Origin of the sequence: Lactobacillus sp. ESL0228, assembly GCF_003692825.1 — a bacterium.
Classification (GTDB): domain Bacteria; phylum Bacillota; class Bacilli; order Lactobacillales; family Lactobacillaceae; genus Lactobacillus.
In genome coordinates this window covers 137,308-163,938 of sequence record NZ_REHJ01000007.1, presented here as the reverse complement: position 1 = coordinate 163,938, position 26,631 = coordinate 137,308, and the positions used below count along the sequence as shown (strand labels likewise).

The window sequence follows — 26,631 nt, the reverse complement described above, 5'->3', positions numbered from 1 at the left end:
TGATAATATGATAATATGTAAAATATCTTTTATTTTTTCAGTATGCATACTAGAGACAAAAAATATAATTCTTGCCTCACTTTCTTTTACTGCCAGATATATCAAAGTAATTACACATCGGCTCCATAAGGAGGATGTTTTTTATTACAACGCATAAAAATAGTCATGTTCAAAAACTTTGAAAAGGTAAAAATTCGTTTAACCGCCAGTATGGACATTTCGTCTAATAGGACTAGTAAGTGCTATTAAAAAACTTCACATTTGGAACCTGTCGAGCTTTTTGGTAAAGTAAAGATATAATTTTTATCGTACATGCGTTTGGCACGGAGCAAAAAAATGAATAAAGAGTTTGAACAAATTACAGACAATTTTTTAGAACCTATCAAGATATTTAAAGGCAATCTGTCTGACCTGCTCACGCCACCCAGGACAAACAATCTAACGGCTGCCTAGAAAGAGTCAACCACAGATCAAGCAGATTCACGGCTACCGCATTTTTAGTCATTTTTGGGCTCGTATCAAGCATAAAAACTTCAAGCCGTAATCAAGATGTTATAAAAATTCTATAAACAACATTTTACAAAGAGCCATTATAGCTATCAAATTATCATAACATTGAAAATAAAATCGCAACTTTGGTTGATTAATTTTAAGAAAAAAAGAAAAAATTATTTAATTGGAGCTATATTTACAATATTTGAATAATAAGATAATTCGTCTACCCTATGTATGACACTTATAATTGTTGTGTTATCTAAGTATTTATTAATCATTAAATAGACTTTATTTATAGCTTTTTCATCTAAACTACTTGTAAATTCATCAAGTAATAAAATATCCGGCTTAGTAATAATCGCTCGCAAAAATAAAATTTTTTGGACTTCACCGCCGGAGATTTTATTTTTAAAATCTCCTGGTGTCTTATTATTTAAATCATCTTTAGTTTGAATTAAAGTATCTAAACCGATTTCTTTAACTAGGTTCAAAACTGTTTCAATGTTAGGTTTTAAACTAGGATAACAAATATTTTTATAAATTGATCTGTTAAATAAAGGAGCATCTTGTGCGATATACATTAATTTTGGTGCATTCTGAAATGGGAAAATTATTTCACCTTTACTCGGTGTGAAAAACCCACTTAAAAGTTTCAAAAGTGTACTTTTCCCAGAGCCATTTTCTCCTGTTAATGCATTCATTTTATTTTTTTTAAATGTTAAGTTTAGATTATGAAAAATTACTTGATCATTTTTATATGAGTAGTCAATATCTCTTATTATTACTTCGTCCGTGTTATCATCAAACTTAATCATATTTGGTTTTTGCTCAGATGACACATCATATTCGAGTTCAGACAAGCCTGCTCGAATGCGATTTAATAATTCCTCTATAGCTAAATATTGTGGACCAAATCCAGATAAATTCAAAATAGAATATAATAAAATTAGAATGACTGTTAGTGATTGAATTTTATTACTTCCAAATATATGTTGTCCAACTAATGCAATTATACAAGCTAAAATAACTATTATTAATTGTTGCACTATTGCAGCCTGATTTGTAATACTCTGAACATATTGATATGATTTTTGCTCATTAGAAAGAATACTGTTCATGTAATTACTTTCATATTCTTCAGAATTACTAGATGATATTGTTTCAATATTTCGATAGTAGTCAATCATATACTCGTTTACAACGGATGCACTTTTTAATGAATTAGATATGTTTTTCCTATTACGCTTTGCCATCCACACAGAGATTGCTAAATAACCAGAGAAGAAAACCAAGTATAATAAACCAAGTAATATATTTTTGATACCAATCATGATGGTATATAGTACTATCATTACAGCCATTTGAATTATAATTTTTAAACTACTTTGTTCCAACTGGCGACAGGCAAAAGAGACGTCCTTAATATAGCTTTGGACTTTACCTACAGAATGTTTTGAAAAATAGCTGAAAGGTTTATTTGTAACCTCTTCCCATAGTTCTTGTTTAGAATATTTTCTAACTGCCTGAATAAATGTATTGTTGAAATAATCAATAAACGGTATTGTCATAAGTGAAACTGACAGAGCTATTAAATTAACTAATCTGTTACTTTCATTTTTATTTGTTGAAAACAAATTAGTAATGAAATAAGGTTGCGAAAAATAAAATATATATCCCAAAAGTACAAACATAGAAAAATATGCAATTTTGCTTATACCAATTTTTTTGATTACTCGTTTTAAGTATTTCCAAATCATTTTTCTTTATCCAAATTAGACTTGCCCATGCTTTGCTTTTCAAGCTCAACAAATTCTTGCAGGTTATGACCCAGACTAGATAATGCACGTTTCAATAAAAGACTCCAGGTTTGAAAATCAGAATTGTTCCATCCACTACTTGTCTTTAAATAATCAATAATCTCTCTAAAATCTTCTTGATTGATGTCTTCACTATACCTTTTTCAATTAATTGAGTTAAAGCTGCACCACTTGTAAAAGGATTAACTTCATTCACATATTTGTTAAACTGCTTTAATATGGCTGTTGACGGTAGTGACGCCATTCTATTCATTTTAAAACTAATAGTTACGTATTTAGACATTCCATTTTCCCTATTAACTTAATTGGAAATGCATAGAATATTTCTATATTCGTATCTTTTAAATGAATAGCAAATGTAAATATATTTGATCCTATTTTCTTTACATCAATTTTACTCTTAGGTGATATTTTAGAAGGATCTGCTGTAAATTGTTCTTATTCCCGAAAGTTTGGATTATAACATTCCTTTTAATTATATAATGTCAGCATTTTATTGCAAGCGATTTCGTAAAATAAAAAATGAAAAGTAACATAAAACAAGAGGTGATATAACATATGAATCTTCCAAACTAACGGTTACTCAGCTTTTATATTTGGACGCTGAAGATGATGCCCCAATAAATATTTACATTAATTTCTTAGGATGAAGTGTTAATGGTGCATTTTCAATTATTGATACTAGTGGCAGGAGAGCGTAAGTTCAGAGCGCTCCTGCCAAATACTCAGCTTCTTATTCATCAGCCAATAGGGTCTATGAGTGGACAACAAAGCGATATAGAAATTGGTGCAAACCAAATTAAAAAAGTAAGAACAAAAATTGCAAATTTAATTTCCAAAAATTCAAACCTTACTATTGAAGAAATAGACCGCGCTATTGAAAGAGATTGCTATATTAGTTCCAATAAGGCTGTAGAATTAGGATTGGTAGACAAAGTTTATTCTTGCCGATGAGATAGCAACAGTTATGATGGAAAAAATGGGTGCTCCGAAATACATGACCTCTAAAAATATTGAGTTTAGACGAATTACATAAAAACATAACATTACGTGGACTTGACCAAGGAGCTTTTCCCCAATGTCAAAATTGTTTTAAAACGCTTCCACAGTGTATATATTAGATTAATAAGCCGCATTTTGATATGACTCAAAATTTTAGAAAAAACATGGGGTGTTAATGTGACTACATTATCGAAAATTTGTTCCAAGTTAAAAACCTAACTTGATTTTTGCTTTCATATTATTCTTTACTTACCTTTACTCCGTTTTTATAAATCCTGTTCTTATTTATTTCGATTTTATCAACAATATCCTTTCCTAAGTCGCTTCCCAACATTTCGGATATACCCAGCAAAAAAATATCAACATCTGCTAATTCTTCGTTTATATTGTCAGCATCTTGCTTAAGCCATCCCTTAAAAAGTTCATTTACTTCGCCATACAATAGCAGCAATTCAAACTTGATATCTGTCGTATTAAAATTATGTCTTTTTTTATTATCTATAACTTCTTTCTGAAGTTTTTTGGTATCAATTATCATTTTTATACACCTAAATTAATAACTTGGTCATATCTGGAATTTTATTGTTCATTTAATTCATGAGCTATTTCTATAAAGCCTCTATTTATGGAAAATAAATAATTTCTAACTTTGCTAGAAGTAGCCTCATCTAATAGCAAAAACTTGTCAGTTAACAATAAAGCCCTAGCTAAAGCTATTTGCTGCTTTTCACCTGAAGAAACTTATGGACTTTTTTCATTTTCTAATTAGGGCGAGTGTTCAACTTTATTTTACAATTTACCAAAACCTTACTTTACAGTAAAATCATTTAAACTTAGTTGACGCCACAATTTAAGCATATCTTTTGCTAAAGAAGCTTTTACTTTTACAAGTTTACCTTTGACAAATGGATCAGGAAAAGATAAAAAACAACAATTTAATGCTTGTCTATCAAACTGATCATTGATTCCATATAGTGGATCACCAAATAATGGATGTCCAATTGATTGCATGTGTAATCGAATTTGATGAGTACGACCAGTATAAAGACGTAACTCAACTAAGCTTGCCTGCGGGACTTGCTCAAGTACACGATAGACAGTCACTGCCTTTTTACCATGAACAAAGTCAATACTACGTTTAACTTCTTTATTTTTCCTACCAATTGGAGCCTCAATCACACCAGTTAATTCATTTTTTGCAAAGTTGCCATGCACAATTGCATGATATTTTTTTATAAAATCTTGCTTGTTAAGTTTGCTAAATCTGCCATGAGCAATTGCATTCTTGCCAACTAGTACTAAACCAGTGGTATCACGATCAAGACGCGTAATTACGTGAGGCTTAAGGCTAGACATCTGATGTTGTTCAAAATATCCCAAAACTCGGTTAACAACAGCATTATCGTCGAAACGAGATGGAATTGATAAAAGGCCAGCAGGTTTATCAATAATCAGATAATTTGACGTTTCCTTGACAATCTCAAGTCGTTCATAAGAAGGCTTTAACCAGGGATTAGAAAGCTCACTTCCTGAAACAAAGATAACCTCATCACCTCGATGCAAACGGTAATTAGTATATCTTGCTTTGTGATTGACTATAAGCATACCACCTCGATTTTTGGCATTATTGATTGCCTGTTTTGAAAACCCGTTCTTTAACAAAAAGGCTCCCAACTCCATTGTCGATTCATTTTGAACCATAATCTTATACAGGGGCATCATTATCACCAATAAAGGCACTTTGAACACGTGACCAAAAATGAGTATGTCCAAAGCGATCAAACCTAATTACTTTGTTAGAAATTCTATATATTATTTTTTTAGCATTACAAACATTAATTTGGTTACCATCGACTGTCATTACAAATTTATCTGCCTTAGGAACAATTGTTATCCATTGATCTGGTGCAATTACAATCGGTGATGATAAACTACGAAACACCCGATTATTAATTGATGCAATTTCTGCCATTTGTAAAGCTTTGAGCTGAGGGTGAATTACTGCACCACCAAGCGATTTATTGTAGCCAGTTGATCCAGTTGGAGTTGAAACACACAAACCATCCCCCCGAAAATTTTCAAATAGTTGATCATCAATATAAACATTTGCTTCTAACGTATGCGAAATTTGCTTAACTGCAGATTCATTTAGTGCTAGATAGCGTTTACGTTCATTTGCTTCTGTTATAAGTTCAACTTCAAGCAAAGGATATTTAACTGTTTCGGGTTCTCTTAAAAAGAGCGCATCAACCATCTTTTCGATTTCTGCTCCATGCCAATCAGTATAAAAACCTAAGTGCCCAGTATGAATTCCGATAAACCTGATAGAGCTAATCTGATTTTCATAACGATGAAAAGCGTTGATTAATGTACCATCGCCACCAACAGATATCACCACATCTGGATATTTAGCATCAAAAACATATCCGGTTTTCTTTTCTAGTGCTTGCTTTAAATGCGCAACTACTTTTAATGTTTCTGAATTATTATTATGAGCAATTGTGATTCGCATTAATTTTCCTTACCCTTATTTTTGATGAAGACTTTTTGTGCTTCCTGAACTTCATCCTTAATTAATGACATTTCTTCATCAAGTCTATATGCTGTTTCAGCAGTTGACTTTAACCTTTCAGAAATATCATCTGGATAAGATCCTTGATACTTGTAGTTGAGAGTATGTTCAACCGTCGCCCAAAAATTCATTGCTAAAGTCCGAATTTGGATTTCAGCTAATAATTTTTTAGAACCTTCAGGCAAATATACAGTATAGGAAATCACCATATGATATGAGCGGTACCCTGATGGCTTAGCATTTTGAACATAATCACGTTCCTCTATAACTTCCATATCATCACGCTCATGAATTAAATCAACCACTTTATAGACGTCATCAACAAATTGACATACAATCCTAATTCCCGCTATATCTTGCATATCTGTTTCGATCACATCTGGACTAATGATTCGGCGTCTCATTTTTTCTTTAATTGAATCAACGCTTTTTACTCGTCCAATAACAAATTCAATTGGTGACAATTCTCCCTTAGTTAAAAAACTTTGCCTAAGAGAACGAAATTTCACCTTTAATTCACGAACAGCCTCTTCATAGGGCCATAAAAAATTATCCCAATCAACATCCATAGAAATAATTCCTTTCTCAAACAGCATAGTCATTTTAACATAAAATAGATGATAGCAATTTCATAATTTAAAATTTATCGTTACACACTTGCTACTTACTTAATGTTTTAACAACAAAAAACTTGATATTTTGACTATCCTAGCACAATGTTAGACAATAGTTAACACTAACAACATCTTAAAAAATCATTTTATATTATAGTAATATAAAATGTAATAATTAATCTTCTGAAGGGAAAAATAACAAATTCATGTCAGAAAACACCGAAATAGAAGCAAAAATTATTATTCCAAAGTCAATTTATCAAAAATTATGTCAAGATTTTTTTAATAAAAGTAATTTTACTCAAGAAAACTATTATTTTGATACAGATAACGGCTTATTACAAACAAAAAGAATTAGTTGCCGAGTTCGCCTATTTAATGATCGCGCTGAACAAACTCTTAAAGTACCTAACCCTAATCCAATTCAGCAAGATTTTCACGAGGCAATTGAAATTAATGATTATCTTTCTTTGCCAAAAGGTCAATCTTTAATAGCTGTAGGTAAAAAAGCAACCCAATTAGTTTCTTTTGAAGGAAACGTAGGCAACTATTTAAATTCCCATTTTGGCAAAAACTATAAATTACATGTACAAACTTACAGTAAGACACAGCGGATTCTGGCCGTTGGTCCCAAAAATTGTGAATTAACCTTTGATAATAACATTTATCCCGATGGCTACCAAGATTTTGAATTAGAAATTGAAAACTCTGACTCAAAATTAATCGCAACTGTTCTGAAAGATTTAAAATCAGAATATAACATTAATGAAATTCCGCAAAATACCAATCAATCAAAAATCGGACGCGCTTTCAAGCATCGTGTTAAAATATAAGAATAAAAGTATATTTTTTGTTTATTAACTAGAGATTTGTTAAAGTATTAATTAATTTAGTTAATTAAGGAGGAACTTGGCAATGTTTGAGATTTTTCTCTTCATCAATCCCATCGGTATTTATTGCTATGATACGGAGATTTTAATTAAAGAAGCACTCGAAGAACTCAATATTAGTTCCTGCTTTCATTTTGTTCCAATTATTAACTCGAAAGTTATACAGGAAGATATCATTAGAAGAAAAAAAAGCGGACAAAAAGTTAACAATATTTCACAATATACAATAGCTTCTTATCAAGCTTTACGCAGTTATCATGCAATTAAATTTGAATATGGAAATAAAAAGGCACGTTCTTATTTGATTAATTTACAATGTGCTGTAAGTAACAATTTTAATCAATATTCAAATGAATTGGGAGAAAAAGTACTACTTGATTTAAAAATCAATTTAAATCGAATTAATGACACTCGGATTAGCAATTACATCGATGATTCAATTCGTCAAGATAAAGAACTTGCTAAAAAATTTAATGTTCGTAATATTCCTACAACCATCATATTTAATGAAAATGGCAATTATAATGGGATACTGCTTGAAGGTAATTTGGTCCACGATAAATTGATTTCACTCTTAAACAATAACGGTTGTATCAAAGAAAGTTATTGTCCTACCAATCATCTTCATTTGATGTGAGATACAATAAAGCATTATCAATAGTATTCACTCTTCGATATTTTGTAAAAACCCACTCAGGTAAATCAGTAAGCTTTAAATTGAGTTTGTACAATAATTCTGCAATACGCATTCCTTTGCGACTTTTTCTCATTATTTGTAATTGTAAATAACTTTTTTGTGATATTGGGTTTATCAAATAATTTCTAAGTAGCGGTCTAAAATGCCATAACTGTTTCAAACCATTGGCATTTAAGTCAAAAACACTTGTTTGATAACAAAGTTTCTCTGTAATAGGCTCCAATAAAATATTATATTTTAAAGATAAAAACTGCTGATAAGGATCAATTTCCAAATAATAGTCATGCCACAACTTATTTCTACGAAAGAAAATAAGTTGTGACTTTTTTATTTTTTCTCGTAAAAAATGACGTTTACCAACCACCCAAATATCAGTAATCCCAATTTGACAATACAAACGATGACGTTGAGTAAATTCTGCTCTGCTTAAGGGAGCACATTGAACTTCAAAGGCCAACTTTGGACTAGCCAGCACATCAGCTCGTAATTTACCGCCAGCTAAAGGAACTTCTATTTGGGCATCTAAGTTTGCATTTGCTAGTGCACATTGCAGCAGTTGCTTACTAAGGGCATGCTCAACCCTTTCTCCTTTCATATTATTTTTTTTAGGCCAATGTTTAAAATAGGGATGTTCTTTTTTTAACACCAGTTGAACTTCTTCATGACATTTAGGGCAGTAATAATGTGGCGCTTTCAATATACTGTTAGTTTTATTAATTAAAGCCGCTTGTCTACTTGCCAAAACTAATTGATCATTTAATAATGCCGTGTACAATTTAATCACCTATGATTAAATACGCAAGAAAAAAGACAAGCATACCGCTTGTCTTTTTCTTATTAATTTCTTAATGTTTGCGTTCATTAAAATAATGATGCAGTTGAATTAAGGCATCACTAGCAATTAAACACTTGCCAATTATTTTAACACGAGCCATTTCTCCTGGCTTAATTTTGATACCATATTCATTAGCAATTGCCCAAGCATCACTTGGCTCCAACTCACCCTTATTTTCATCTTTAAAGGCCAAATCAAGATAAAATTTTCCGTGTTCAAAATAAAGACTAGAAGTCATATTATTTGTCTGTAAACTATTAGCCAATTCAGTAACTTGATCTAGATCTGTAAAGCTGTAAGCCTGCTTGTTAGCATACCTATTAGTTATCGCAGTTGAATTGTTATTTTCTTCGTTTTTGGATATTTTTTCTTCATTTGAGTCCGATTCCAAGTCAAGAAAAGATCGCCGTGGATCCATTTTATTTTTGATATTTGATTCATTATTAAATAGATGTGATAAACTTTCTCGATCTTTATCAGTCACTTTAGTGATCAACAAATCAAGCCCACCGTTATTAGGCATTACTTGAAAAGTAATAGGTGCATCCTGGCTAAAAGAGTGATCGGTATCAATTTCATCCAAAATCGAATAAAAAAAATGCTGTATTTGGTCTTTATCCCCTAGCAAATCCAAAACTTTAAGTCCGCGTCTAGCCAATTCCGCCTTATCAATTCTCACGCGAATTGTATTTTCGTCAATATGATCTACTTGCATGAGTTCTCACCTTCATCGAATACTTACATCTATTGTAACGTACTTTACAGATAAAATAAAAGCGTTAGTTTAAATACTAACGCTTTTATTAAAATTTTTCTCTTATAAATCAGCAATCTTTTGCATTTCTTCGAGTTCTAAGCGACGTACTTTTCTTGGTAAAAAGCGTCTAATTTCATCTTCATTATAGCCTACCTGCAAACGACGATCATCCATGATAATAGGTCTTCTTAATAAGCTTGGATTCTTTTCAACTAAATCTAACAATTGATCAATTGACAAATTATCAAGATTTATTTTTAACTGTTGAAATGCTCTTGAACGTGTAGAAATTATTTCCTCTGTACCATTCTCAGTCATTCTCAATATTTGGATAAGTTCCTCTTTAGTTAAAGGCTCTGAAAAAATATTTCTTTCTTTATAATCAATATTATGTTTCTTTAACCAAGCCTTAGCTTTTCGACATGAGGTACAACTTGGCGATATATATAAATTTACCATATATTTCACGCTCCTTTGAATAATACTATGCATAGTATTATTATAACACACTACTTCTTTTTAGTAAGCAGCATTATGTGAATTGGTCATGCTTTAATGATAAGCAATAAACGTGAATAATTTATGACTTTTTTTTCAAGAAAGTTTAAAGATATTAAAAAGCGCATCAATATATTGATGCGCTTTAAAACTTTATTTGTTTACTTCTTTCATTAAGTCATTGACTAACTTTTCATTTTCTTCCGCTGTTTCAGAAACATAACAAGCCTTGTTAGCTAATTCCTTAATATCTTCAGTATTGAGTTTCTTCATCAAACTCCTAATACGTAAAATGGACGTTGCACTCATTGAATATTCATCAAGTCCCATTGAAAGTAAAATTGGGAACATAATGTTATCACCTGCGGCTTCACCACACATACCACACCAAATACCATTTTCATGCGCTGCATCAATTGTATGTTTGATTAAACGCAAAACTGATGGATTGGCTGGTTGATAAAGATACGAAACATTATCATTACCCCTATCAGCAGCCATTGAATACTGAATTAAATCATTTGTACCGATGGAAAAGAAATCTACTTCTTTAGCAAATTGATCAGCTAAAACGGCTGCGGCTGGAACTTCAATCATCATTCCAACTTGTAAATCAGAACCAACTTTAGTACCCTTTTGAGTTAATTTGGTCTTTTCTTCGTTTAAAATAGACTTTGCTTTACGCAATTCACCCAAAGTACCAATCATTGGAAACATGATCGCTAGTTTACCATACGCTGAAGCACGAAGAAGAGCACGTAATTGGGTCCGGAATATTTCTTCATTTTGCAATGATAAGCGAATAGCTCGAACTCCTAAGAATGGATTCATTTCTTCAGGTAAATCCCAATAGTCAAGGTGCTTATCGCCACCAATATCCATGGTTCTGATAACAACCTGCTTACCATTCATCCCTTCAATTACTTCTTTATAAGCTTCGAATTGGTCTTCCTCAGTTGGAAAATCCTTAGAATTCATATACAAGAATTCAGTCCGATATAATCCAACAGCCTCCGCACCATTTTCATTAACCCCTTGCATATCAGCTGGTGTACCAATATTTGCAGCAATAGTAAACTGTTTACCGTCTGCAGTTACTGATGGTTCATTCTTTAATTTATCCCATTCAGCTTTTTGCTTTAAAAAGGCTTCACTCTTTTGCTTATAATCAGCAATCTGTTCATCACTCGGTTTAATGACAGCATCACCATTCAAGCCGTCAACAACTAGTGTCTGACCATTTACAACATCTTTTGTAATTGATTCAGTACCGACAACCGCTGGTAATTCAAGAGATCGTGCCATAATTGCTGAGTGAGCTGTTCGTCCCCCAATATCAGTCACAAATCCCTTGACAAATTTTTTGTTTAATTGAGCAGTGTCACTCGGTGTCAAATCATGTGCAACTACAATTACTTCATGATCAATTGTTGCAGGATTAGGTAATTCCTTACCTAGCAAATGCGCCATGATCCTTTTAGAAACGTCACGTACGTCAGCAGCACGTTGTTGCATATAAGCGTTGTCCGTCATACCTTCAAAAATCGCAATAAATTTTTGAGCGGTTCCATCAAGCGCAGCTTCACTATTAATCTTTTTGTCCTTAATTTCGGTTTCAATTGCACCGGTGAATTCAGGATCATTTAAAATCATTAAGTGAGCTTCAAAAACTTGCGCTTCATCCTCACCTAAACTCTTTTTTGCACTATCACGTATCTTTTCAACTTCGGCAGTTGATACCTTAATTGCATCTTTAAAACGAGCAAGTTCACTTTCAACATCACTGACACTAGTCTTAGAAAACGAAAGATCTGGTTCTACCAAGAGATAGGCTGGTGCTACAGCAATACCATCACTAGCAGCAATTCCCGTTAATTTCTTGGTCATTATTCAGCTAAGCCTTCTTTTTTCATTGTTTCCGAAATAGCATTAATGGCATCTTTTTCATCATCACCATCAGCACTAATCGTTACATCAGCATTTTTTCCAACTCCAAGAGACATAACTCCCATAATTGACTTCAAGTTAACGGATTTACCGTTGTATTCCAAATTGATATCTGAACCAAACTTAGAAGCTGCTTGTACTAATAAAGTGGCTGGACGAGCATGAATTCCCGTTTCAGCAATAACATGAAAATCGCGTTTTTCCATTATGATTATCTCCTTTAATTTTAAAAAATAAAATTGGTAATAAATACCTATTGTCCGTAACTAGCCTATCATTTTTTGGTAAATTAAACAACTTAAATGTAACAGTTTACATCATTAAAATTCTATCTTTTTACAAGTATAGATTATTCCCCCACCTCTCAAGGCTTTTCCTGTTATGTTCTGTCTTTTGCCAAAAGATCTTAGCGCAGAATGAAAGGCAAAGGCTTCCTTGGGCTCTACTTTGTAGTTTTCAAGTTGTCCATCGGCTAACTGCTCAAGAATTTTTTGGTAATCCAAGTATACCACCGTGTTTCTTTTAATTTAACATTTTCTTAGCAAATCATAATAAATTTTACTGTACCGTTTAAAAATATTGTAGCATATTTCAACTTCTTAGGATTAAGTCTCAGTCTTTAGCACTTGATTATTAAGAGTGCTAATTATATAATTTAGAAAACGTAAATTAAAGCGAAAGGCGGTAATATATTTGCTTTGTCAGAATTGTCAAAAACGACCTGCTTCTATTCACCTTTTTGCAAAGGTTAATGGACAGAGCCGTGAAATTAATTTATGTGGCCAATGTTATCAAAAACTAGAGCAACAAGGAAACATCAATATGAATAATAATATCAATGGTTTATTCTCTGATTTTGGTGATCCATTTAATAATTTTAATAATCCTAACGGTCAAAACGCTGATGAACCAACTATGGACAAGGGAAATTCTAATAATGGCGCTGGTGGTCGTTCATTACTAGATCAATATGGTACAGATTTAACAGCACTCGCTAAGAAAGGGAAAATTGATCCCGTCATTGGACGAGATAAAGAAATTGCCCGCGTAATTGAAATATTAAATAGAAGAACTAAGAATAACCCAGTATTAATCGGCGAAGCCGGTGTCGGAAAAACAGCAGTTGTTGAAGGTTTGGCCCAACAAATAGTTGATGGCTCCGTTCCAGCTAAATTACAGGATAAACGTATTGTTTCATTGAATGTTGTTTCATTAGTTCAAGGAACTGGAATCCGCGGTCAATTTGAACAAAGAATGCAGCAGCTGATTAAAGAATTACAAAGTCATAAAGATATTATTTTGTTTATCGACGAGATACATGAAATTGTTGGAGCGGGAAATGCTGAAGGCGGAATGGATGCAGGCAACATTATTAAGCCTGCCCTTGCTCGTGGTGATTTACAATTAGTTGGTGCTACAACCTTAAAAGAATATCGTGAAATTGAGAAAGATTCCGCTCTAGCACGGCGTTTTCAACCAGTTGACGTTAAGGAACCTTCTGTTAAAGAAACTATCCGAATTCTGCAAGGAATTCAAAAACGTTATGAGGATTATCACCATGTTCATTACACTGATGATGCTATTAAAGCAGCTGCAGAATTATCCGAACGCTATATTCAAGATCGCTTTTTACCTGATAAAGCCATAGACTTGCTCGATGAAGCCGGCTCTCGAATGAATCTTACCATTCCTTATGTTGATAAAGAAAAAATGCAAGAACGTATCGCAGCAGCCCAAGAATTAAAGCAAGATTCACTTAAAAATGAGGACTACGAAAAAGCTGCTTACTACCGTGATCAAATTGAAAAATACAATAAAATGAAGAATCAAAATGTTGATCCTGATAAATCTCCTATTATCACAAGCAAAATCATGAATAAAATTGTGGAAGAAAAAACTGGTATACCAGTTGGAGATTTACAAAAGCAAGAAGAAAACCAACTTCAAAATTTAGCTGCTAACTTAAAGGCTAATGTAATTGGTCAAGATCAAGCTGTCGATAAATTAGCTCGTGCTATTCGTCGAAATCGAATTGGTTTTAATAAATCTGGTCGACCAATTGGCTCATTTCTTTTCGTTGGACCAACTGGTGTAGGTAAAACCGAATTGGCTAAACAATTGGCCAAGCAAATGTTTGGTTCAGAAGACGCAATGATTCGTTTTGACATGTCGGAATATATGGAATCATATTCAGTATCTAAATTAATCGGTTCAGCTCCTGGATATGTTGGATATGAAGAAGCTGGACAATTAACCGAACGAGTTCGGCGTAATCCGTATAGTTTGATTCTCTTGGATGAAATCGAAAAAGCAGATCCTTCTGTAATGAATTTATTTTTACAGATTTTAGATGATGGTCGATTAACTGATTCGCAAGGTAGGATGGTTTCCTTTAAAGATACAATTATTATTATGACTTCAAACGCTGGACAAGGAATTAAAAACACAAGCGTGGGCTTTACGGCTGAAAATGATAGTAATAAACCCGAATCAGCTCGAAACTCAATGAGTCAATTTTTTAAACCTGAATTTCTAAACCGGTTAGACGATGTCATTGAATTTAATGAGTTATCAGTTGACAATTTAGTCAAAATCGTCAACTTAATGCTAAATGATGTTAACAGTATGGTTAAAAATCAAGGATTACAAATTACTGTTACTGATGATGCCAAAAAGAAACTGGTTGATGACGGTTACAATCCAGCTATGGGTGCTCGACCTCTGCGTCGAACCATTCAGGAAGAAATAGAAGACAAAGTAGCTGACTTTAAACTTGATCACCCTACTGCTAAAAATCTTTTAGCAAGCATTGAAAACAATAATATTGTCATTACTGATCAAAAAGAAACAGCAAAATAATCTACGATAAGTAAATTAGCTAATATTGAGATGTTTTTTATTAGAGAAAAATGTTAAAATAGGTGGTGTAATTATAGCAAAAAGAAAACTATCAGAAGAAACAGGTGAATGCCATGCACTTAATAGATGTAACCAATAGTTATCGAGAATTAGTACATAGTCAACTTAATTCTACTAATGTCAACTATGTAAAGGTTTATTCTCTAGGCAATACCTCAGTTATATATACCGAAAGCGATGATGCAATTGGGGTTGTCTTGGAAAACCACTCTCGCCGAGTACGTAAAGAAGAAACCGAATTTGTTATCAAGCGTTTAGTAAAAGAAAAACCTGTGTCATATACCTTGACTTGTGATAAAAGCCAGCGAGTAATCGAAGTTCATATTGACAAGTAAATTGTTGACATATTTTAAAATAAGCCATGAAAGTTGTTTAAACTTCATGGCTTATTTTTTGTAGACTTAAAGTATTATCGTATATTTTTAATTTGTATTACCTTTTTTTGAATAGAATAACATTTTACAATATTTCTTGGGCTCTTCAGCTTCTTTCACTTTTATACTAATAATAACTTATAATAGAGTAAATACTTATATCTTTACTAAATAATAATCATTTACTTATTTTTGTACATATACCCATTTAGAAACAGTAATATACATCAAAAATTATGTGTGATTTTATGCTTTAAAGCAAAAGCAACCAAATTTAAGATGGTTAAATTCCTATACTAAAATTTTCCAGCCTTTTTTATTATAATTTTTCGGTCAGCTTAATATTAGGATACTTATCTTGAAAAAATCTTTCAGCAAATTGATTTTCAAATAAGAATAGTGGTTGATCATAGCGATCTTTCACAAGAAGATTTCGACTGCTTGACATTGCCGGATCCAACTGCTTGGGATCAATCCATCTCGCTACTCGATGACCGATATTTGTCATTTCAATTTCTGAATTATATTCGTTCTTCATTCTAAATTTGAATACTTCGAATTGCAATTGACCAACTGCACCCAAAATATATTCATCAGTTTGATAATTACGATAAAGCTGTACTGCACCTTCTTGGACTAATTGAGTCATTCCTTTGTGAAATGATTTTTGTTTCATAACATTTTTAGCATTAACCCGAACAAATAATTCGGGAGTGAATTCAGGAAGAGGTTGATAGACAATTTTACTTTTTCCTGCATAGATACTATCTCCAATTTGAAAATTACCAGTATCATATAAGCCGACGATATCACCTGCAACAGCGTCAGAAACTTGTACACGTTCACTCGACATAAACTCAGTAGCATTGTTAAGACGAATTTGCTTACCAGTTCTTGCCAAAGTAACGTCTAAACCTTTTTGAAATTCACCACTACCTACTCTGATAAAAGCAATACGATCACGATGATGAGGATTCATATTCGCCTGAATCTTGAAAACAAAGCCTGAAAATTCTTCATCTTCAGGCTTAAGTGTCTGACCATCATTAATTTGATGGCTTTCTGGTGCTGGCGCTAACTTAACAAAACTCTTCAAAAAAGTTTCAACACCAAAATTAGTTAATGCCGAGCCAAAGAATACGGGAGTTTGATTACCAGCCAGAATTTTATCCAAGTTAAAAACATTACCAGCTTCTTTGATCAGTTCAATCTCACCCAATGTATCCTGAAACTGAGGATTTTGCGCGAAAGCTTCACTAACTGGCAGTGTTCCGTCATTATTCAGCTTTAAGAAACGCTGTTTACCTTCTCGATGATACAGTTCAACTTGATTATTTGCAATATCGTATAATCCTTGGAGGGTTTGACCAGAACCAATTGGCCAATTCATAGCTACGCCCTCAATTCCCAATAAATCTTCTAACTCAGCAATTAGATCTAAAGGCGGGCGCCCATCTCGATCTAGTTTATTCATAAAAGTAAAGATTGGAATGCCACGCTGCTTAACGACCTTAAATAATTTTTTTGTTTGCGGTTCAATTCCCTTAGCAGAATCAATTACCATTACTGCAGAATCGACAGCCATTAATGTCCGATAAGTATCTTCAGAAAAATCTTCATGTCCTGGAGTATCAAGAATGTTTATTCTCTTTCCTTGATATTCAAATTGCATCACAGAACTAGTGACCGAGATCCCACGTTGTTTTTCAATCTCCATCCAATCACTAGTTGCATAATGACCAGTTTTTCGCGCCTTAACAGTACCGGCATTACGAATCACACCACCGAAAAGAAGCATTTGCTCAGTTATTGTTGTTTTTCCTGCATCCGGGTGAGAAATAATTGCAAATGTTCTTCTTTTTTTAACATTATCTAAAAGCTGTTCACTCATTAACTCTTTTGCTCTTCTTCCTTATTCGTTTTTTCTGGTATTGTTAATAAGACCGTCTGTAATCTTGAACGAATCATTCTTCTGGTGGTTAGAATCATACCGTTATCTAGTTTAACAGATAATTTTTCACCTTTTGCCGGAATAATGCCCAATTTAGTAATTACAAATCCCGCTACTGTATCAACATTCTCCATTTGAAGTTCAGTACCAAATTGTTCATTAAATTCATCTAGAGGCATTTTACCATATATAACATACTTGTCAGGAGCTACCTGATTAAACAACACTTCCGTATGGTCAACCTCATCATCAATATTGCCAACTATTTCTTCAATCAAGTCTTCAATGGTTGCTAGACCCACAATTCCTCCATACTCATCCGTTAAAATAGCAAGTTGTTGCTGACTTTGTTGCATTTCAACTAACAATTCACCTAAATCGGTTGTTTCTGGTGCAAATAAGGGGGGATTCATGACATCCTCATAAGTTAATTTATCAAAGCCTTTTTCCCAGCCCTTACGTAAAACTGTTCTAATATGAATTACACCAACTATTTTATCTTTATCTTGATTATAAACCGGTATCCTTGAGTATGGCTCACGTAAAATTTCTTTCAAGTTAGTTTGAAAGCTCTCACAGCAATCTACCATAAAGGCATCGATTCGGGGTACCATTACTTCACGGACTACCCGTCCCTGAAAATCCAAAACTCCATCTAACATTGAAAATTCTGCATCACTAATTTTTTGATGATCATGTAAAATTTTTATTTCTTTTGTTAAATGTTCTTTAGTTTCTTCATCGCTTGAAGGGGAAAATTTATTCTTAAATCGTCGAAATAAATTCCCCTTAGCAGGGTCGCTTGCCATAATTGTTTCTCTCTTTCTCAAAATAACACGTTAAGTAATAACATTATATCATGTACATATCATATATGTTACAATAGCTCGTAAGAAATGAGGTTTCTCCATGAAAAAAAGTCATGTTTTACTTGTTTTTACTTTTTTATTGTTAATTCCTTATATATGCAGTCTAACAATCATCGGCATTGGTTATAATGCCTTAGTTTTGCATTCGGGTGATCTATTTCGAACCGCAATTGGGGCATTTGTTGGCGCACTGATTATGTTTGCAATTAAAGCCACAATTCAGCGTCCCGTTGACCTACTTGCTGTAGAAGTAAATGACGGTATATTTAAGCAATTGTTACGCTTTTTTAGCATTCGCCGGCGCTATTTTTTGCTCTTCGCTAATATGATTTTGGACTTTATCTTATGTTATATGGCGACATTTGTCATTCGCCACTTTCTGACTTTGGATCAAATTGTTGGCAAATCTGTTGGTATTGTATTTTTAATCATGCTTTTATCGACTTGTTTAGGTGCCTATGTAGAATACGATAACCTTTCAATTGATCCTAACCAACATTAAATTTTAATTACTGGCCTTAAGATACATCATCTGGGTCAGTTTTTTTGTAATAAGATTTAGTTCTTGAAGAAAATAGGGCGTACTACTATCTCCTGGATTTTCATAAATTGGAATTCCCTGATTACTAATCTTTTGAAAAAATAGCGGTAAAATTGAATTTAATGGTTGACTAAAGTACGACAAATTTTGATCAGGAATTTCTTCGATTGCAACTTCAGCTTGGGGAAGAACAAACTGCATTAGTCCTTGTGGAACCTCCACTTGATTAGTAACAGTTACACCATACCAATACATAAAATTTTCAGGACCAAAAATTATTAAATTACTACGATTATTTGTTAGTTGATTTATAGCCAAAAATTCTTGAAAGACCTCATCTTGTTCCATTTCTATATTAGATTGGGTATAAGTTCGCTGCTCATCCATTAATTGATCTGCAAATGGACGGCCAATAAAAATAATTTTTTCTTGTGATTTTTTCATTTTTTCTCCTAATATTTAGCAAGCTCAGATAGCGGAATAATTTCGCCAGCAATAAAAGATTCTATTTCATTACTGCTAAAGCCATGAGTATAAAGGTAATTGCGCATTTTAATTTCACGTTCTTTTTGCGATAAACGTCGAAAGCGTTTATAAGCTTTTATACCTTGCTTCTTTAAAGCTTCAAGTTGTTGGCACTGGTCTAGTTGTAAATTCATTTTAGAAATGATACTGTCAGCCAATGAACTCGAAAAGCCGTGACTAAATAGTTTGGTACGCATTTTCCTTTCTAATTCACGCTGTGCTAACTTACCTACCTGATTTTTCATTGATTTAATAACCCGTGTACCAGCATCTAGCCACTGGTCATCGCTAATTTTGGTCAATTGTAACTGAACAATTTCTGAGGTAATTCCTTTTTGAAGCATCTTTTGCGAAAAACTGGCGGGACCATCGGTTCCAATACACAAATTTTGACTCAAAGCTAGTGCAACATATTTTTGATCATCCAAAAATCCCATTTCACTGAGTTGATTAACTGCATTTTGAGCAGATTCTTCATCAATATTGTGTTTACTTAAATATTGTAAAACCTCATAAATTGTACGTGGTTCATAACTCAAATACTTTGATGCTAAATTTGTTGCCTTAGCGTCAAGATCATATTGCTTAACTTGGTGTATTTTTTCTGGTACTAATTCCTGCCCCTTTAGCAGTAAGAATTTTGCAACAGTCTGCTCGCTTGCAGAAAAGGCATATTGACCATCTAAAAAGATATTATATCTACCAGGCTTTTTCTGATTGCTTACTTTAGTAATAATTGCCATTACGGTTCACCTTTCTTTTTTGTTTATTTACATGCTAGCAAATTTCTCTACTTCTTGCTAAAAAGTTTTCTTGAGTAGTACAATTAATTATTAACATTAACATTTATTGTAGAAAGAATTATTATGTCTAACAAATTAAATCGAAAAGAAACAAAAGAAAAAGACGTTATTATTACAGTTAAGCGCCTTGGAATTAATGGTGAAGGAATCGGTTACTATCGCAAAAAAATAATTTTTATTCCTGGAGCACTACCTAACGAAGTGGTTGTTGCCAAAATTATTAAAGAATTTCCACACTATATTCAAGCCGAATTAGTGCGTATCAAAGAAAAGAGTCCAGATCGAGTACCATTTCCTCAAGGTGTTAATCCAGCAACAGGAGGTTTAGAATTAGCACACCTCTCTTACGCTAAACAACTTGAATTTAAACGTGATAATCTTCTCGAAGCGCTTAAAAAATTTCATCCTCGAGGATATAACAAATATAAAGTAAAACCCACCATTCCAGCTCCAGATGAATGGGGCTACCGTAACAAAGCTCAATATCAAATTGAGCAGCACCATCATCAAATCAGTCTCGGGTTATTTACACCCAATACTCATAAACTGCAAGATTTACCATTAATGCCGACACAAAGTGAAATAACTCAGAAAACCGAGCGGCAAATTAAGCATTTAATTGAAAAACTGCATGTGCCAATCGCCGATCCTTTTCGCCATTTAGATGGTATAAAAACAGTTGTTGTCCGTCAGGCGCAATCCACCAAAGAAATTCAAGTTACTTTAATTACTATCGGTCATGTTATTAAAAATTTGCCAGCCTTAAGTAAGCAAATCATGAATCTAACCGATGTTGTTAGTGTTTATCAAAATGAAACAAATTGGCATAACCCTCAAGTCTGGGGTAATAAAACTGTTAAACTAGCGGGAAAAAATCAAATTATCGATGAAATTTTAGGCAAAAAATTTGCGCTTTCTCCGCGAGCGTTTTTTCAATTAAATCCCATTCAAACTGCTACCTTGTACTCTCACGCTTTAAAGTTTTTAGATTTATCCGCCGATGATACTTTAATTGACGCATATAGTGGGGTTGGTACGCTAGGTATTCTGGCTGCTGAGCGTGTTAAACAAGTCATTGGAATCGAATCCATTCCGGAAGCCGTTGCAGATGCTAATCACAATGTTGAACTGAACCATATTAAGAATGCTAATTATATTCAAGGAAGCGTTGAAAAAATTCTGCCAGAACTTGAACATAATGGTATTGTGGTTGATGCTTTAATTGTTGATCCACCAAGAACTGGTCTAGCTAAAAGTTTAATCAAGACTTTGCTTAAAATCAAACCCAAAACTTTTGTTTACATTTCTTGCAATCCTTCAACACTAGCACAAGATCTTGTTTTATTAAGCGATAGTTACGATGTTCGTTTAATTGAAAACATTGACATGTTGCCACAAACACCACGTTGTGAATGCATCGTCAAGTTAACTTTAAGATGATTTGATCAAGTAATAATAGTCCTAGTTTAAAAACTATTATTACTAAAAAGCTTCAAGCAAAATGCTTGGAGCTTTACATTTTTGGCAAGATAAATTATAAAGATAAAAATTATTGATATCAATATTACCTTTACCACAATTCTTCATATCAATTTTAGGTGAACATTTGCAATTGTTTTAGCCTTTATTTGATATACTTATCCAAAAAAGTTTCAATATGTTTACGGTAAGCTCGTGGGTGATCGGCAAACGACTTCGCATGTTTAGCTTTAGACGTCACCCATAATTCTTTGGGCCCCTTTGTCGCTTGATAGTTAGTGTAAACCATATCTGTCGGAACAAAAGTATCGCAATTTCCATGAATAAACAACATTGGACGATGATTTTTATGCAGTTGATTGACACTAGATCCATCTTTCATAAAGTAGCCTACCTTAAGTTTATTAATGCCACTCAAAATTTCGACTAACGGAAAACGGGGAAAAGCTGGCATATGATAAAGAACTTGAGCTTCATGTTCTATTTCATCTTTAACACTTGTATAACCACAATCTTCCACAAAGGCTTTTACCTGTTTGGGCAATTTAAGTCCACTAACCATCATTGTTGTTGCCGCTCCCGCGCTCAAACCATACACGACAATTTGTTGCTTAGAACCATCTTTTTTAATTAACAGATTGATCCACTTTTTGACATCATCTTTTTCTGGCCACCCATAACCAATATATTTTCCTTCACTCTTACCTTGAGAACGAGGATCCGGAGTTAAGGTGTTATAACCCATTTGATGAAAAAGTGCGTCATATTCACCCATATCTTCCTTAGTATCCATATAGCCTGGCAAAATAACCGCGGTCTTATAAGAACTATTGCTTGGGATATAATTAGCATCTAACCGATATCGATGATCGGCCGAACTTATATACCATTTTTGCTTATGAACTTTTTTAAACCAAGTTTTTTCTCGATATAGTGGATCCGATTTTTTAATGGTTTTACTAGTTGAGTTTAGAAAACTTTTAGGTCCCGGAACACAAGCAAGTTTAAAAAAATAAAAACCCGCACCAATGAAAAGTAGCAGTGTTACTAATGCAAGACTAATTAATGAAAAACAAATTTTTCGATGCTTTAAGTGTTTCAATGATAAACCGCCTTCTAATTCAAATATCGAATAGTATAACATTTTTTTTGAATTGTATAGAGTATAAATATGAGACTAACTGAATTATTACAATTAACCAATGATTTAAATCCACAAACAACCATTTATTTGACAGCTCAAAGCCATCCCCAACCACTAGCAAAGTTGAAAATTTCTCAAAGCGAATGCCTACTTTATTCCGGTAACAAGCCAATGACTAAGAAAAAATTAAATAATTTAATCCAACATTTGCATGACCATGAACTTCCTATATATTTTTTAAATAATCAAATAAAGATCCCTATATATGGGATCCGAATTTTGCCTGAAAGCAACTCAATCATATTAATGTAAAATTGCAGATATTCTAAATGCAACTTTATTTTTGTTTATATTGACGGATATGTTGATTTGTACCCGCAAAATACCAGTAGCCATTTTCTTCATCGCTATCTAAGAAGTGATTATCTTGGGGCAGTACTAACGATTGATTAAAGATTTGTTCATATTCGGTAATGCTTATTTTTTTTCTGCGCGCAAGCATTTGCTTATTAGTATTTGGAGTAAGCATTTTTTCATAACCAGACACAATTTTGCCTGAATAAAATTCTCCCATTGCTCCTGAGCCATAAGAGAAAAAGCCAATTAAAGAATCTGAATTAAGTTTACCTTGTTCCAATAAGCTAAGCAAACTCAAATATAGTGAAGCAGTATAAATATTCCCCACATTACGACTATAATAAGAAGATAAACCAAAATTTTGCTCTAACCTTTTTTGAACAATCTCATTTTGATTTGCTATAGCTAATTGATTGGCTTTATATCCCATTTTGACAAATGGTAAGTGATAAACAAGAGCTGCAAAATCACTAACTTGATAATTCATTTGTCGTTGATAAGCAGCAAATGTTCGAGTAAAAAAGTCAAGATATACTTCTTTAGAATACTTGCCATCAACGAGTGCAATAGGTGAATTATTCGGTCGCCAAAAATCATTAACGTCAGCGCTATAAGCACTATAGCCAGAATTAATACTTAAAATACGCGGATTTGCTTTTAATAAGACACTGACACTTCCTGCACCTTGAGTAACTTCTCCCGCACTACCCACGCCATATTTTGCAATATCACTGCCAATTACAATTGCACTACGATCAGGATGTGCCCGAATATAATCACATGCTGTCATAATACCTGCAGTCATCCCGAAACAAGCTTCTTTAATTTCAAATGTACGTACTTCTGGCCTCAATTTCAAGGCACTCTTGACAAACAAAGATGCAGATTTTGATTGATCGACCCCACTTTCAGTTCCCATTAAAAGCAATCCAACCTGATCACAATCAACCTGATCAATATAGCTTAGCGTAGCATTAATTCCCATTGATACTGCATCTTGAGATGAATCAGCTACACTCATTCTTTTTTGACCAATTCCAATAAGATACTTATTAGGATCTTCCCCGCGCGCAGTAGCTAAATCTACCATATCAACATATTTGTTAGGTGTATAAAAGCCAATCTGATCAATTCCTACTTGCATTATTTTCCCTCTCTAATTTTGTTCAGTAACTTAAGCGCCTCAGTTTGCGAATATTGTTGTAATTGCACCATTTGTTGCAAAACAATCTTTTTTTCATCCTCGGTTGCATTTAGTTCAGCAACAATATTTCTTGCCTGCAATTTCATGTGTCCTTGTTGAATGCCTGTTGTCGCAATAGCTAAAAGTGCTGCTAAGTTGTTAGCTAATCCCGTTGCTGCAATTACTTCCGCCAACTCCGCACTAGTAATTTCCTTACCTAAAATGCGGTAATTCTGACGAATATCATTTCTAACTTTAATTGAGCCACCAACTGTTCCTATAGCTAAAGGTACAGTAAGCTCTCCTATTAAGTTATCATCTTTAATTTGCCACTGACTTAGACTTGTATAAGTCCCATTCTGACTTGCCCAAACACCACAAGCAGCTTCAACTGCTCTAGTATCATTTCCAGTCGCCAATAATACCCCATCAATTCCATTCATAATTCCCTTATTATTTGTCACGGCACGAAAAACATCGGTTTGCCCTATTTGACTTAATAAGGCAATTCGCTTGGCAATTGCCTTACCTCCAATTTGATCAACCCCAAGTTTGACTTTTGCTGTTGTCAGTTGACTTGGATAATTCGATAGGATTGCAAATAATTTTTGCTGAATCGTTGAAAATTTGACTAGTTCGATTGCCATAAATTCTAATATTGTATTTGCACGATTAGCTCCCATTGCTTCAGCAGGATCAATTAAGACTTTTAGATAAAGTAATTCTTGTTGGTGTTTGGCAATAATTTTTCTTACTCCTCCACCATGATTAACTAAATTCAGAAAATGCTGATTAGTTTTTTCAATTATTTCAGACAAGTTAGCAGTTAATTGATGAAGATGAAAGTCTGGTGTAACTTGCATCACAATTTGACCATAAATCCCATCACGATAACTCTTTGCTCTAACACCATCACTTTGAGCAAAGAGGCTTGCTCCATGATTAGCAGCAGCCACCACCGAAGGCTCTTCTGTTGCTAACGGGACAATATAATGATGTTCATTAACTATTAAATTTTTAATCAGTCCAACAGGTAAACGTAGTTGACCAACAACATTTTCACTTAATTGATTAAGACTAGATAAAACTTCGGAATCAATCCAATCAAGTTTAATTCCCTGGTTTTCAAGCCACAATCGTCTTTTTTGAGGCGATAATTCGTAAAACTTCATTTAAAAATCTCTAATTAATTCACAAGCAATTGCTTGGCCACCGCCAATGCACAAAGTAACTAGTGCTCTATACCCATTAACATATTTCATTGCTGTAATTGCTGAAGAAACTAACCGCGTACCCGTAGCTGCCAAAGGATGGCCTAAAGCAATTGCACCGCCCAAAATATTAAGCTTATCAGTTGGAATTGCCAAATCTCTTGCCAAAGCAACGCTTGGTGCTGCAAAAGCCTCATTAACTTCAATTACATCATAATCATTAACTTGTCTATCATTTTGCTTAAGTAACTTTTGGACAGCATAGTATGGGGCATAGCCCATATAAGATGGATCGTTACCAGATTCTACATATGCACCTAAACGCGCTAAAGGCTGTAAATTTAACTCTTTTACCTTATCAGCAGTTGCTAAAATTACCATACTTGCGCCATCACTTAAAGGTGAAGAATTACCTGCTGTTATCAGGCCATTTTCTTTAAATGCGGGCTTTAATTTACTTAAAGCGGCTAAGTTGGTATTTTCACGAATATTTTCATCATGGGTAATAATTTGTTTACCACGTTTTATCGGAATAATTTCATCATTAAATAAACCTTGGTGCATTGCAGATGCAGCTTTTTGATGTGAACTAATGCTATATTCATCCATTTGTTTTCGCAAAACATGATATTTATGCGCGACTTGTTCGGCTGTCAAACCCATATGCATTTTTGAAAAAGCGTCCGTTAGTCCATTGGCAATCATTTCACTTTGAATATTTTGGCCATTTTTATCCGAAGAAAAATATGCCGCATTAGTCATACTTTCTGCGCCCCCAACTGCAACTAGCTTAAAGTCTCCTAATTCCATTTGACCCTGAGCAAGCCTTAATGCTTTCAAACTGGAACCACAAACTTCATTGATCGTAACGCTGCTGCTCGTTTTTCTCATTCCTACGCCTAGAGCAACCTGCCTTGCCATATTTTGCCCCAAAGTTACTCCTAATACATTTCCCATTACTAATGCATCAAGCTCATTAGCATCTAATTCAATACTTTTTAGTGTTTCAGTCAGCGCCAACTGACCCAGTTCAATAGCATTTTGACTAGACCAAATGCCATTATATCGTCCAAATGGTGTTCGTTTAGCCGCAACGACAAAGATATCTTTCATTAAATTTTCTCCTAGCAAAATAATTTAACTGCATCTTA

Annotated in this window: 28 protein-coding genes and 1 pseudogene; 8 read left to right on the top strand and 21 right to left on the bottom strand. The window is 33.6% G+C overall.

The window, feature by feature from the left end; all coding sequences use genetic code 11:
* Nucleotides 1-668: 668 nt before the first annotated feature.
* Entirely contained in the window at nucleotides 669-2,252 is a 1,584-nt protein-coding gene (locus tag F5ESL0228_RS02730) for an ABC transporter ATP-binding protein (RefSeq protein ID WP_122022772.1), read from the bottom strand.
* A gap of 145 nt (nucleotides 2,253-2,397) precedes the next feature.
* Complete coding sequence (locus F5ESL0228_RS02725; RefSeq protein WP_122022771.1) at nucleotides 2,398-2,595, bottom strand: hypothetical protein; 198 nt, start codon at nucleotides 2,593-2,595, stop codon at nucleotides 2,398-2,400.
* A 374-nt stretch (nucleotides 2,596-2,969) separates the two neighbouring features.
* Between F5ESL0228_RS02725 and F5ESL0228_RS02720 the strand changes: the two genes are divergently transcribed.
* The gene (locus F5ESL0228_RS02720; RefSeq protein ID WP_122022770.1) at nucleotides 2,970-3,266 is read left to right on the top strand and encodes a ClpP family protease; all 297 of its coding nucleotides are present in this window, start codon (nucleotides 2,970-2,972) and stop codon (nucleotides 3,264-3,266) included.
* A 286-nt stretch (nucleotides 3,267-3,552) separates the two neighbouring features.
* Here the strand turns inward: F5ESL0228_RS02720 and F5ESL0228_RS02715 are convergent, their stop codons facing one another.
* The 5 genes and pseudogenes from F5ESL0228_RS02715 to F5ESL0228_RS02695 form a co-directional block, all read right to left on the bottom strand.
* Entirely contained in the window at nucleotides 3,553-3,852 is a 300-nt protein-coding gene (locus F5ESL0228_RS02715; RefSeq protein WP_122022769.1) for a hypothetical protein, read from the bottom strand.
* Nucleotides 3,853-3,893: 41 nt separating this feature from the next.
* Nucleotides 3,894-4,040: pseudogene (locus tag F5ESL0228_RS08595) on the bottom strand (hypothetical protein); the annotation flags it as partial.
* Nucleotides 4,041-4,121: 81 nt separating this feature from the next.
* Nucleotides 4,122-5,036 carry an RluA family pseudouridine synthase gene (locus F5ESL0228_RS02705; protein ID WP_122022768.1) on the bottom strand — a complete coding sequence of 305 codons (915 nt, stop codon included), beginning with the start codon at nucleotides 5,034-5,036 and terminating at the stop codon, nucleotides 4,122-4,124.
* Nucleotides 5,020-5,826 carry an NAD kinase gene (locus tag F5ESL0228_RS02700; RefSeq protein ID WP_122022767.1) on the bottom strand — a complete coding sequence of 269 codons (807 nt, stop codon included), beginning with the start codon at nucleotides 5,824-5,826 and terminating at the stop codon, nucleotides 5,020-5,022. Before F5ESL0228_RS02700 ends, F5ESL0228_RS02705 begins: the two co-directional genes overlap by 17 nt.
* On the bottom strand, nucleotides 5,826-6,455 hold the full coding sequence (locus F5ESL0228_RS02695; protein ID WP_122022766.1) for a GTP pyrophosphokinase family protein: 630 nt from the start codon (nucleotides 6,453-6,455) through the stop codon (nucleotides 5,826-5,828). Before F5ESL0228_RS02695 ends, F5ESL0228_RS02700 begins: the two co-directional genes overlap by 1 nt.
* 251 nt (nucleotides 6,456-6,706) lie before the next feature.
* On the opposite strand from F5ESL0228_RS02695, the gene F5ESL0228_RS02690 reads away from it, so the two are divergent.
* A complete protein-coding gene (locus F5ESL0228_RS02690) occupies nucleotides 6,707-7,333 on the top strand; it encodes a CYTH domain-containing protein (protein ID WP_122022765.1) in 627 nt (208 codons plus the stop codon).
* Between the two features lie 82 nt (nucleotides 7,334-7,415).
* The gene (locus F5ESL0228_RS02685) at nucleotides 7,416-8,027 is read left to right on the top strand and encodes a DsbA family protein (protein ID WP_122022764.1); all 612 of its coding nucleotides are present in this window, start codon (nucleotides 7,416-7,418) and stop codon (nucleotides 8,025-8,027) included.
* Here F5ESL0228_RS02685 and F5ESL0228_RS02680 read toward each other — a convergent pair.
* The 6 genes from F5ESL0228_RS02680 to F5ESL0228_RS02655 all read right to left on the bottom strand — a co-directional run bounded on the left by F5ESL0228_RS02680 (nucleotide 8,002) and on the right by F5ESL0228_RS02655 (nucleotide 12,627).
* Complete coding sequence (locus tag F5ESL0228_RS02680) at nucleotides 8,002-8,871, bottom strand: competence protein CoiA family protein (protein WP_255409562.1); 870 nt, start codon at nucleotides 8,869-8,871, stop codon at nucleotides 8,002-8,004. The genes F5ESL0228_RS02685 and F5ESL0228_RS02680 overlap by 26 nt on opposite strands.
* Before the next feature lie 61 nt (nucleotides 8,872-8,932).
* A complete protein-coding gene (locus tag F5ESL0228_RS02675) occupies nucleotides 8,933-9,637 on the bottom strand; it encodes an adaptor protein MecA (RefSeq protein WP_122022762.1) in 705 nt (234 codons plus the stop codon).
* A 102-nt stretch (nucleotides 9,638-9,739) separates the two neighbouring features.
* Nucleotides 9,740-10,138 carry a transcriptional regulator SpxA gene (gene spxA / locus F5ESL0228_RS02670; protein ID WP_122017932.1) on the bottom strand — a complete coding sequence of 133 codons (399 nt, stop codon included), beginning with the start codon at nucleotides 10,136-10,138 and terminating at the stop codon, nucleotides 9,740-9,742.
* A 192-nt stretch (nucleotides 10,139-10,330) separates the two neighbouring features.
* On the bottom strand, nucleotides 10,331-12,064 hold the full coding sequence (gene ptsP / locus F5ESL0228_RS02665; RefSeq protein WP_122017931.1) for a phosphoenolpyruvate--protein phosphotransferase: 1,734 nt from the start codon (nucleotides 12,062-12,064) through the stop codon (nucleotides 10,331-10,333).
* Nucleotides 12,064-12,330, bottom strand: coding sequence for a phosphocarrier protein HPr (locus F5ESL0228_RS02660; protein WP_046306433.1), 267 nt, complete (start codon nucleotides 12,328-12,330; stop codon nucleotides 12,064-12,066). The genes ptsP and F5ESL0228_RS02660 overlap by 1 nt, the downstream gene beginning before the upstream one ends.
* Before the next feature lie 114 nt (nucleotides 12,331-12,444).
* Nucleotides 12,445-12,627, bottom strand: coding sequence for a hypothetical protein (locus F5ESL0228_RS02655; RefSeq protein WP_122018169.1), 183 nt, complete (start codon nucleotides 12,625-12,627; stop codon nucleotides 12,445-12,447).
* A 190-nt stretch (nucleotides 12,628-12,817) separates the two neighbouring features.
* Between F5ESL0228_RS02655 and F5ESL0228_RS02650 the strand changes: the two genes are divergently transcribed.
* Nucleotides 12,818-14,983, top strand: coding sequence for an ATP-dependent Clp protease ATP-binding subunit (locus tag F5ESL0228_RS02650; protein WP_122022761.1), 2,166 nt, complete (start codon nucleotides 12,818-12,820; stop codon nucleotides 14,981-14,983).
* A 113-nt stretch (nucleotides 14,984-15,096) separates the two neighbouring features.
* Entirely contained in the window at nucleotides 15,097-15,378 is a 282-nt protein-coding gene (locus tag F5ESL0228_RS02645) for a DUF1827 family protein (protein ID WP_122018168.1), read from the top strand.
* Nucleotides 15,379-15,736: 358 nt separating this feature from the next.
* Here F5ESL0228_RS02645 and F5ESL0228_RS02640 read toward each other — a convergent pair whose 3' ends face one another.
* Both F5ESL0228_RS02640 and F5ESL0228_RS02635 read right to left on the bottom strand, forming a co-directional pair.
* Nucleotides 15,737-17,308, bottom strand: a complete 1,572-nt coding sequence (locus F5ESL0228_RS02640; RefSeq protein ID WP_122017929.1) for a peptide chain release factor 3 — start codon at nucleotides 17,306-17,308, stop codon at nucleotides 15,737-15,739.
* Nucleotides 17,308-18,177 (bottom strand): hemolysin family protein, encoded by an 870-nt coding sequence (locus F5ESL0228_RS02635; RefSeq protein ID WP_122017928.1) that lies wholly within the window; start codon nucleotides 18,175-18,177, stop codon nucleotides 17,308-17,310. Before F5ESL0228_RS02635 ends, F5ESL0228_RS02640 begins: the two co-directional genes overlap by 1 nt.
* 100 nt (nucleotides 18,178-18,277) lie before the next feature.
* Here F5ESL0228_RS02635 and F5ESL0228_RS02630 point away from each other — a divergent pair, with 100 nt between their 5' ends.
* Nucleotides 18,278-18,739: a hypothetical protein gene (locus tag F5ESL0228_RS02630; protein WP_122017927.1), complete on the top strand. Its 462-nt coding sequence runs from the start codon at nucleotides 18,278-18,280 to the stop codon at nucleotides 18,737-18,739.
* A gap of 3 nt (nucleotides 18,740-18,742) precedes the next feature.
* Here F5ESL0228_RS02630 and F5ESL0228_RS02625 read toward each other — a convergent pair whose 3' ends face one another.
* Nucleotides 18,743-19,222 carry a hypothetical protein gene (locus F5ESL0228_RS02625; RefSeq protein ID WP_122017926.1) on the bottom strand — a complete coding sequence of 160 codons (480 nt, stop codon included), beginning with the start codon at nucleotides 19,220-19,222 and terminating at the stop codon, nucleotides 18,743-18,745.
* 8 nt (nucleotides 19,223-19,230) lie between these two features.
* On the bottom strand, nucleotides 19,231-20,046 hold the full coding sequence (gene recX, locus F5ESL0228_RS02620; RefSeq protein ID WP_122022760.1) for a recombination regulator RecX: 816 nt from the start codon (nucleotides 20,044-20,046) through the stop codon (nucleotides 19,231-19,233).
* 123 nt (nucleotides 20,047-20,169) lie between these two features.
* On the opposite strand from recX, the gene rlmD reads away from it, so the two are divergent.
* Nucleotides 20,170-21,546 (top strand): 23S rRNA (uracil(1939)-C(5))-methyltransferase RlmD, encoded by a 1,377-nt coding sequence (rlmD, locus tag F5ESL0228_RS02615; protein ID WP_122022759.1) that lies wholly within the window; start codon nucleotides 20,170-20,172, stop codon nucleotides 21,544-21,546.
* A gap of 184 nt (nucleotides 21,547-21,730) precedes the next feature.
* Here rlmD and F5ESL0228_RS02610 read toward each other — a convergent pair whose 3' ends face one another.
* Entirely contained in the window at nucleotides 21,731-22,729 is a 999-nt protein-coding gene (locus F5ESL0228_RS02610; protein ID WP_122022758.1) for an alpha/beta hydrolase, read from the bottom strand.
* Between the two features lie 27 nt (nucleotides 22,730-22,756).
* On the opposite strand from F5ESL0228_RS02610, the gene F5ESL0228_RS02605 reads away from it, so the two are divergent.
* Nucleotides 22,757-23,041: a hypothetical protein gene (locus F5ESL0228_RS02605; RefSeq protein ID WP_122022757.1), complete on the top strand. Its 285-nt coding sequence runs from the start codon at nucleotides 22,757-22,759 to the stop codon at nucleotides 23,039-23,041.
* A gap of 25 nt (nucleotides 23,042-23,066) precedes the next feature.
* Here F5ESL0228_RS02605 and F5ESL0228_RS02600 read toward each other — a convergent pair whose 3' ends face one another.
* Genes F5ESL0228_RS02600 through F5ESL0228_RS02590 form a run of 3 tightly spaced genes read right to left on the bottom strand, consistent with a single transcriptional unit; the run spans nucleotide 23,067 to nucleotide 26,593 of the window.
* The gene (locus tag F5ESL0228_RS02600) at nucleotides 23,067-24,230 is read right to left on the bottom strand and encodes a hydroxymethylglutaryl-CoA synthase (protein WP_122022756.1); all 1,164 of its coding nucleotides are present in this window, start codon (nucleotides 24,228-24,230) and stop codon (nucleotides 23,067-23,069) included.
* Nucleotides 24,230-25,441, bottom strand: coding sequence for a hydroxymethylglutaryl-CoA reductase, degradative (locus F5ESL0228_RS02595; RefSeq protein ID WP_122022755.1), 1,212 nt, complete (start codon nucleotides 25,439-25,441; stop codon nucleotides 24,230-24,232). The genes F5ESL0228_RS02600 and F5ESL0228_RS02595 overlap by 1 nt, the downstream gene beginning before the upstream one ends.
* Nucleotides 25,442-26,593: a thiolase family protein gene (locus F5ESL0228_RS02590; protein ID WP_122022754.1), complete on the bottom strand. Its 1,152-nt coding sequence runs from the start codon at nucleotides 26,591-26,593 to the stop codon at nucleotides 25,442-25,444.
* Nucleotides 26,594-26,631: the final 38 nt, after the last annotated feature.

What these genes read in the sequence shown, in the direction of transcription:
- F5ESL0228_RS02730 (WP_122022772.1), bottom strand. Translation starts at nt 2,252, where the DNA reads ATGATTTGGAAATACTTAAAACGAGTAATCAAAAAAATTGGTATAAGC.
- F5ESL0228_RS02725 (WP_122022771.1), bottom strand. Translation starts at nt 2,595, where the DNA reads ATGTCTAAATACGTAACTATTAGTTTTAAAATGAATAGAATGGCGTCA.
- F5ESL0228_RS02720 (WP_122022770.1), top strand. Translation starts at nt 2,970, where the DNA reads ATGGTGCATTTTCAATTATTGATACTAGTGGCAGGAGAGCGTAAGTTC.
- F5ESL0228_RS02715 (WP_122022769.1), bottom strand. Translation starts at nt 3,852, where the DNA reads ATGATAATTGATACCAAAAAACTTCAGAAAGAAGTTATAGATAATAAA.
- F5ESL0228_RS02705 (WP_122022768.1), bottom strand. Translation starts at nt 5,036, where the DNA reads ATGATGCCCCTGTATAAGATTATGGTTCAAAATGAATCGACAATGGAG.
- F5ESL0228_RS02700 (WP_122022767.1), bottom strand. Translation starts at nt 5,826, where the DNA reads ATGCGAATCACAATTGCTCATAATAATAATTCAGAAACATTAAAAGTA.
- F5ESL0228_RS02695 (WP_122022766.1), bottom strand. Translation starts at nt 6,455, where the DNA reads ATGGATGTTGATTGGGATAATTTTTTATGGCCCTATGAAGAGGCTGTT.
- F5ESL0228_RS02690 (WP_122022765.1), top strand. Translation starts at nt 6,707, where the DNA reads ATGTCAGAAAACACCGAAATAGAAGCAAAAATTATTATTCCAAAGTCA.
- F5ESL0228_RS02685 (WP_122022764.1), top strand. Translation starts at nt 7,416, where the DNA reads ATGTTTGAGATTTTTCTCTTCATCAATCCCATCGGTATTTATTGCTAT.
- F5ESL0228_RS02675 (WP_122022762.1), bottom strand. Translation starts at nt 9,637, where the DNA reads ATGCAAGTAGATCATATTGACGAAAATACAATTCGCGTGAGAATTGAT.
- spxA (WP_122017932.1), bottom strand. Translation starts at nt 10,138, where the DNA reads ATGGTAAATTTATATATATCGCCAAGTTGTACCTCATGTCGAAAAGCT.
- ptsP (WP_122017931.1), bottom strand. Translation starts at nt 12,064, where the DNA reads ATGACCAAGAAATTAACGGGAATTGCTGCTAGTGATGGTATTGCTGTA.
- F5ESL0228_RS02660 (WP_046306433.1), bottom strand. Translation starts at nt 12,330, where the DNA reads ATGGAAAAACGCGATTTTCATGTTATTGCTGAAACGGGAATTCATGCT.
- F5ESL0228_RS02645 (WP_122018168.1), top strand. Translation starts at nt 15,097, where the DNA reads ATGCACTTAATAGATGTAACCAATAGTTATCGAGAATTAGTACATAGT.
- F5ESL0228_RS02640 (WP_122017929.1), bottom strand. Translation starts at nt 17,308, where the DNA reads ATGAGTGAACAGCTTTTAGATAATGTTAAAAAAAGAAGAACATTTGCA.
- F5ESL0228_RS02635 (WP_122017928.1), bottom strand. Translation starts at nt 18,177, where the DNA reads ATGGCAAGCGACCCTGCTAAGGGGAATTTATTTCGACGATTTAAGAAT.
- F5ESL0228_RS02630 (WP_122017927.1), top strand. Translation starts at nt 18,278, where the DNA reads ATGAAAAAAAGTCATGTTTTACTTGTTTTTACTTTTTTATTGTTAATT.
- F5ESL0228_RS02625 (WP_122017926.1), bottom strand. Translation starts at nt 19,222, where the DNA reads ATGAAAAAATCACAAGAAAAAATTATTTTTATTGGCCGTCCATTTGCA.
- recX (WP_122022760.1), bottom strand. Translation starts at nt 20,046, where the DNA reads ATGGCAATTATTACTAAAGTAAGCAATCAGAAAAAGCCTGGTAGATAT.
- rlmD (WP_122022759.1), top strand. Translation starts at nt 20,170, where the DNA reads ATGTCTAACAAATTAAATCGAAAAGAAACAAAAGAAAAAGACGTTATT.
- F5ESL0228_RS02610 (WP_122022758.1), bottom strand. Translation starts at nt 22,729, where the DNA reads ATGTTATACTATTCGATATTTGAATTAGAAGGCGGTTTATCATTGAAA.
- F5ESL0228_RS02605 (WP_122022757.1), top strand. Translation starts at nt 22,757, where the DNA reads ATGAGACTAACTGAATTATTACAATTAACCAATGATTTAAATCCACAA.
- F5ESL0228_RS02600 (WP_122022756.1), bottom strand. Translation starts at nt 24,230, where the DNA reads ATGCAAGTAGGAATTGATCAGATTGGCTTTTATACACCTAACAAATAT.
- F5ESL0228_RS02595 (WP_122022755.1), bottom strand. Translation starts at nt 25,441, where the DNA reads ATGAAGTTTTACGAATTATCGCCTCAAAAAAGACGATTGTGGCTTGAA.
- F5ESL0228_RS02590 (WP_122022754.1), bottom strand. Translation starts at nt 26,593, where the DNA reads ATGAAAGATATCTTTGTCGTTGCGGCTAAACGAACACCATTTGGACGA.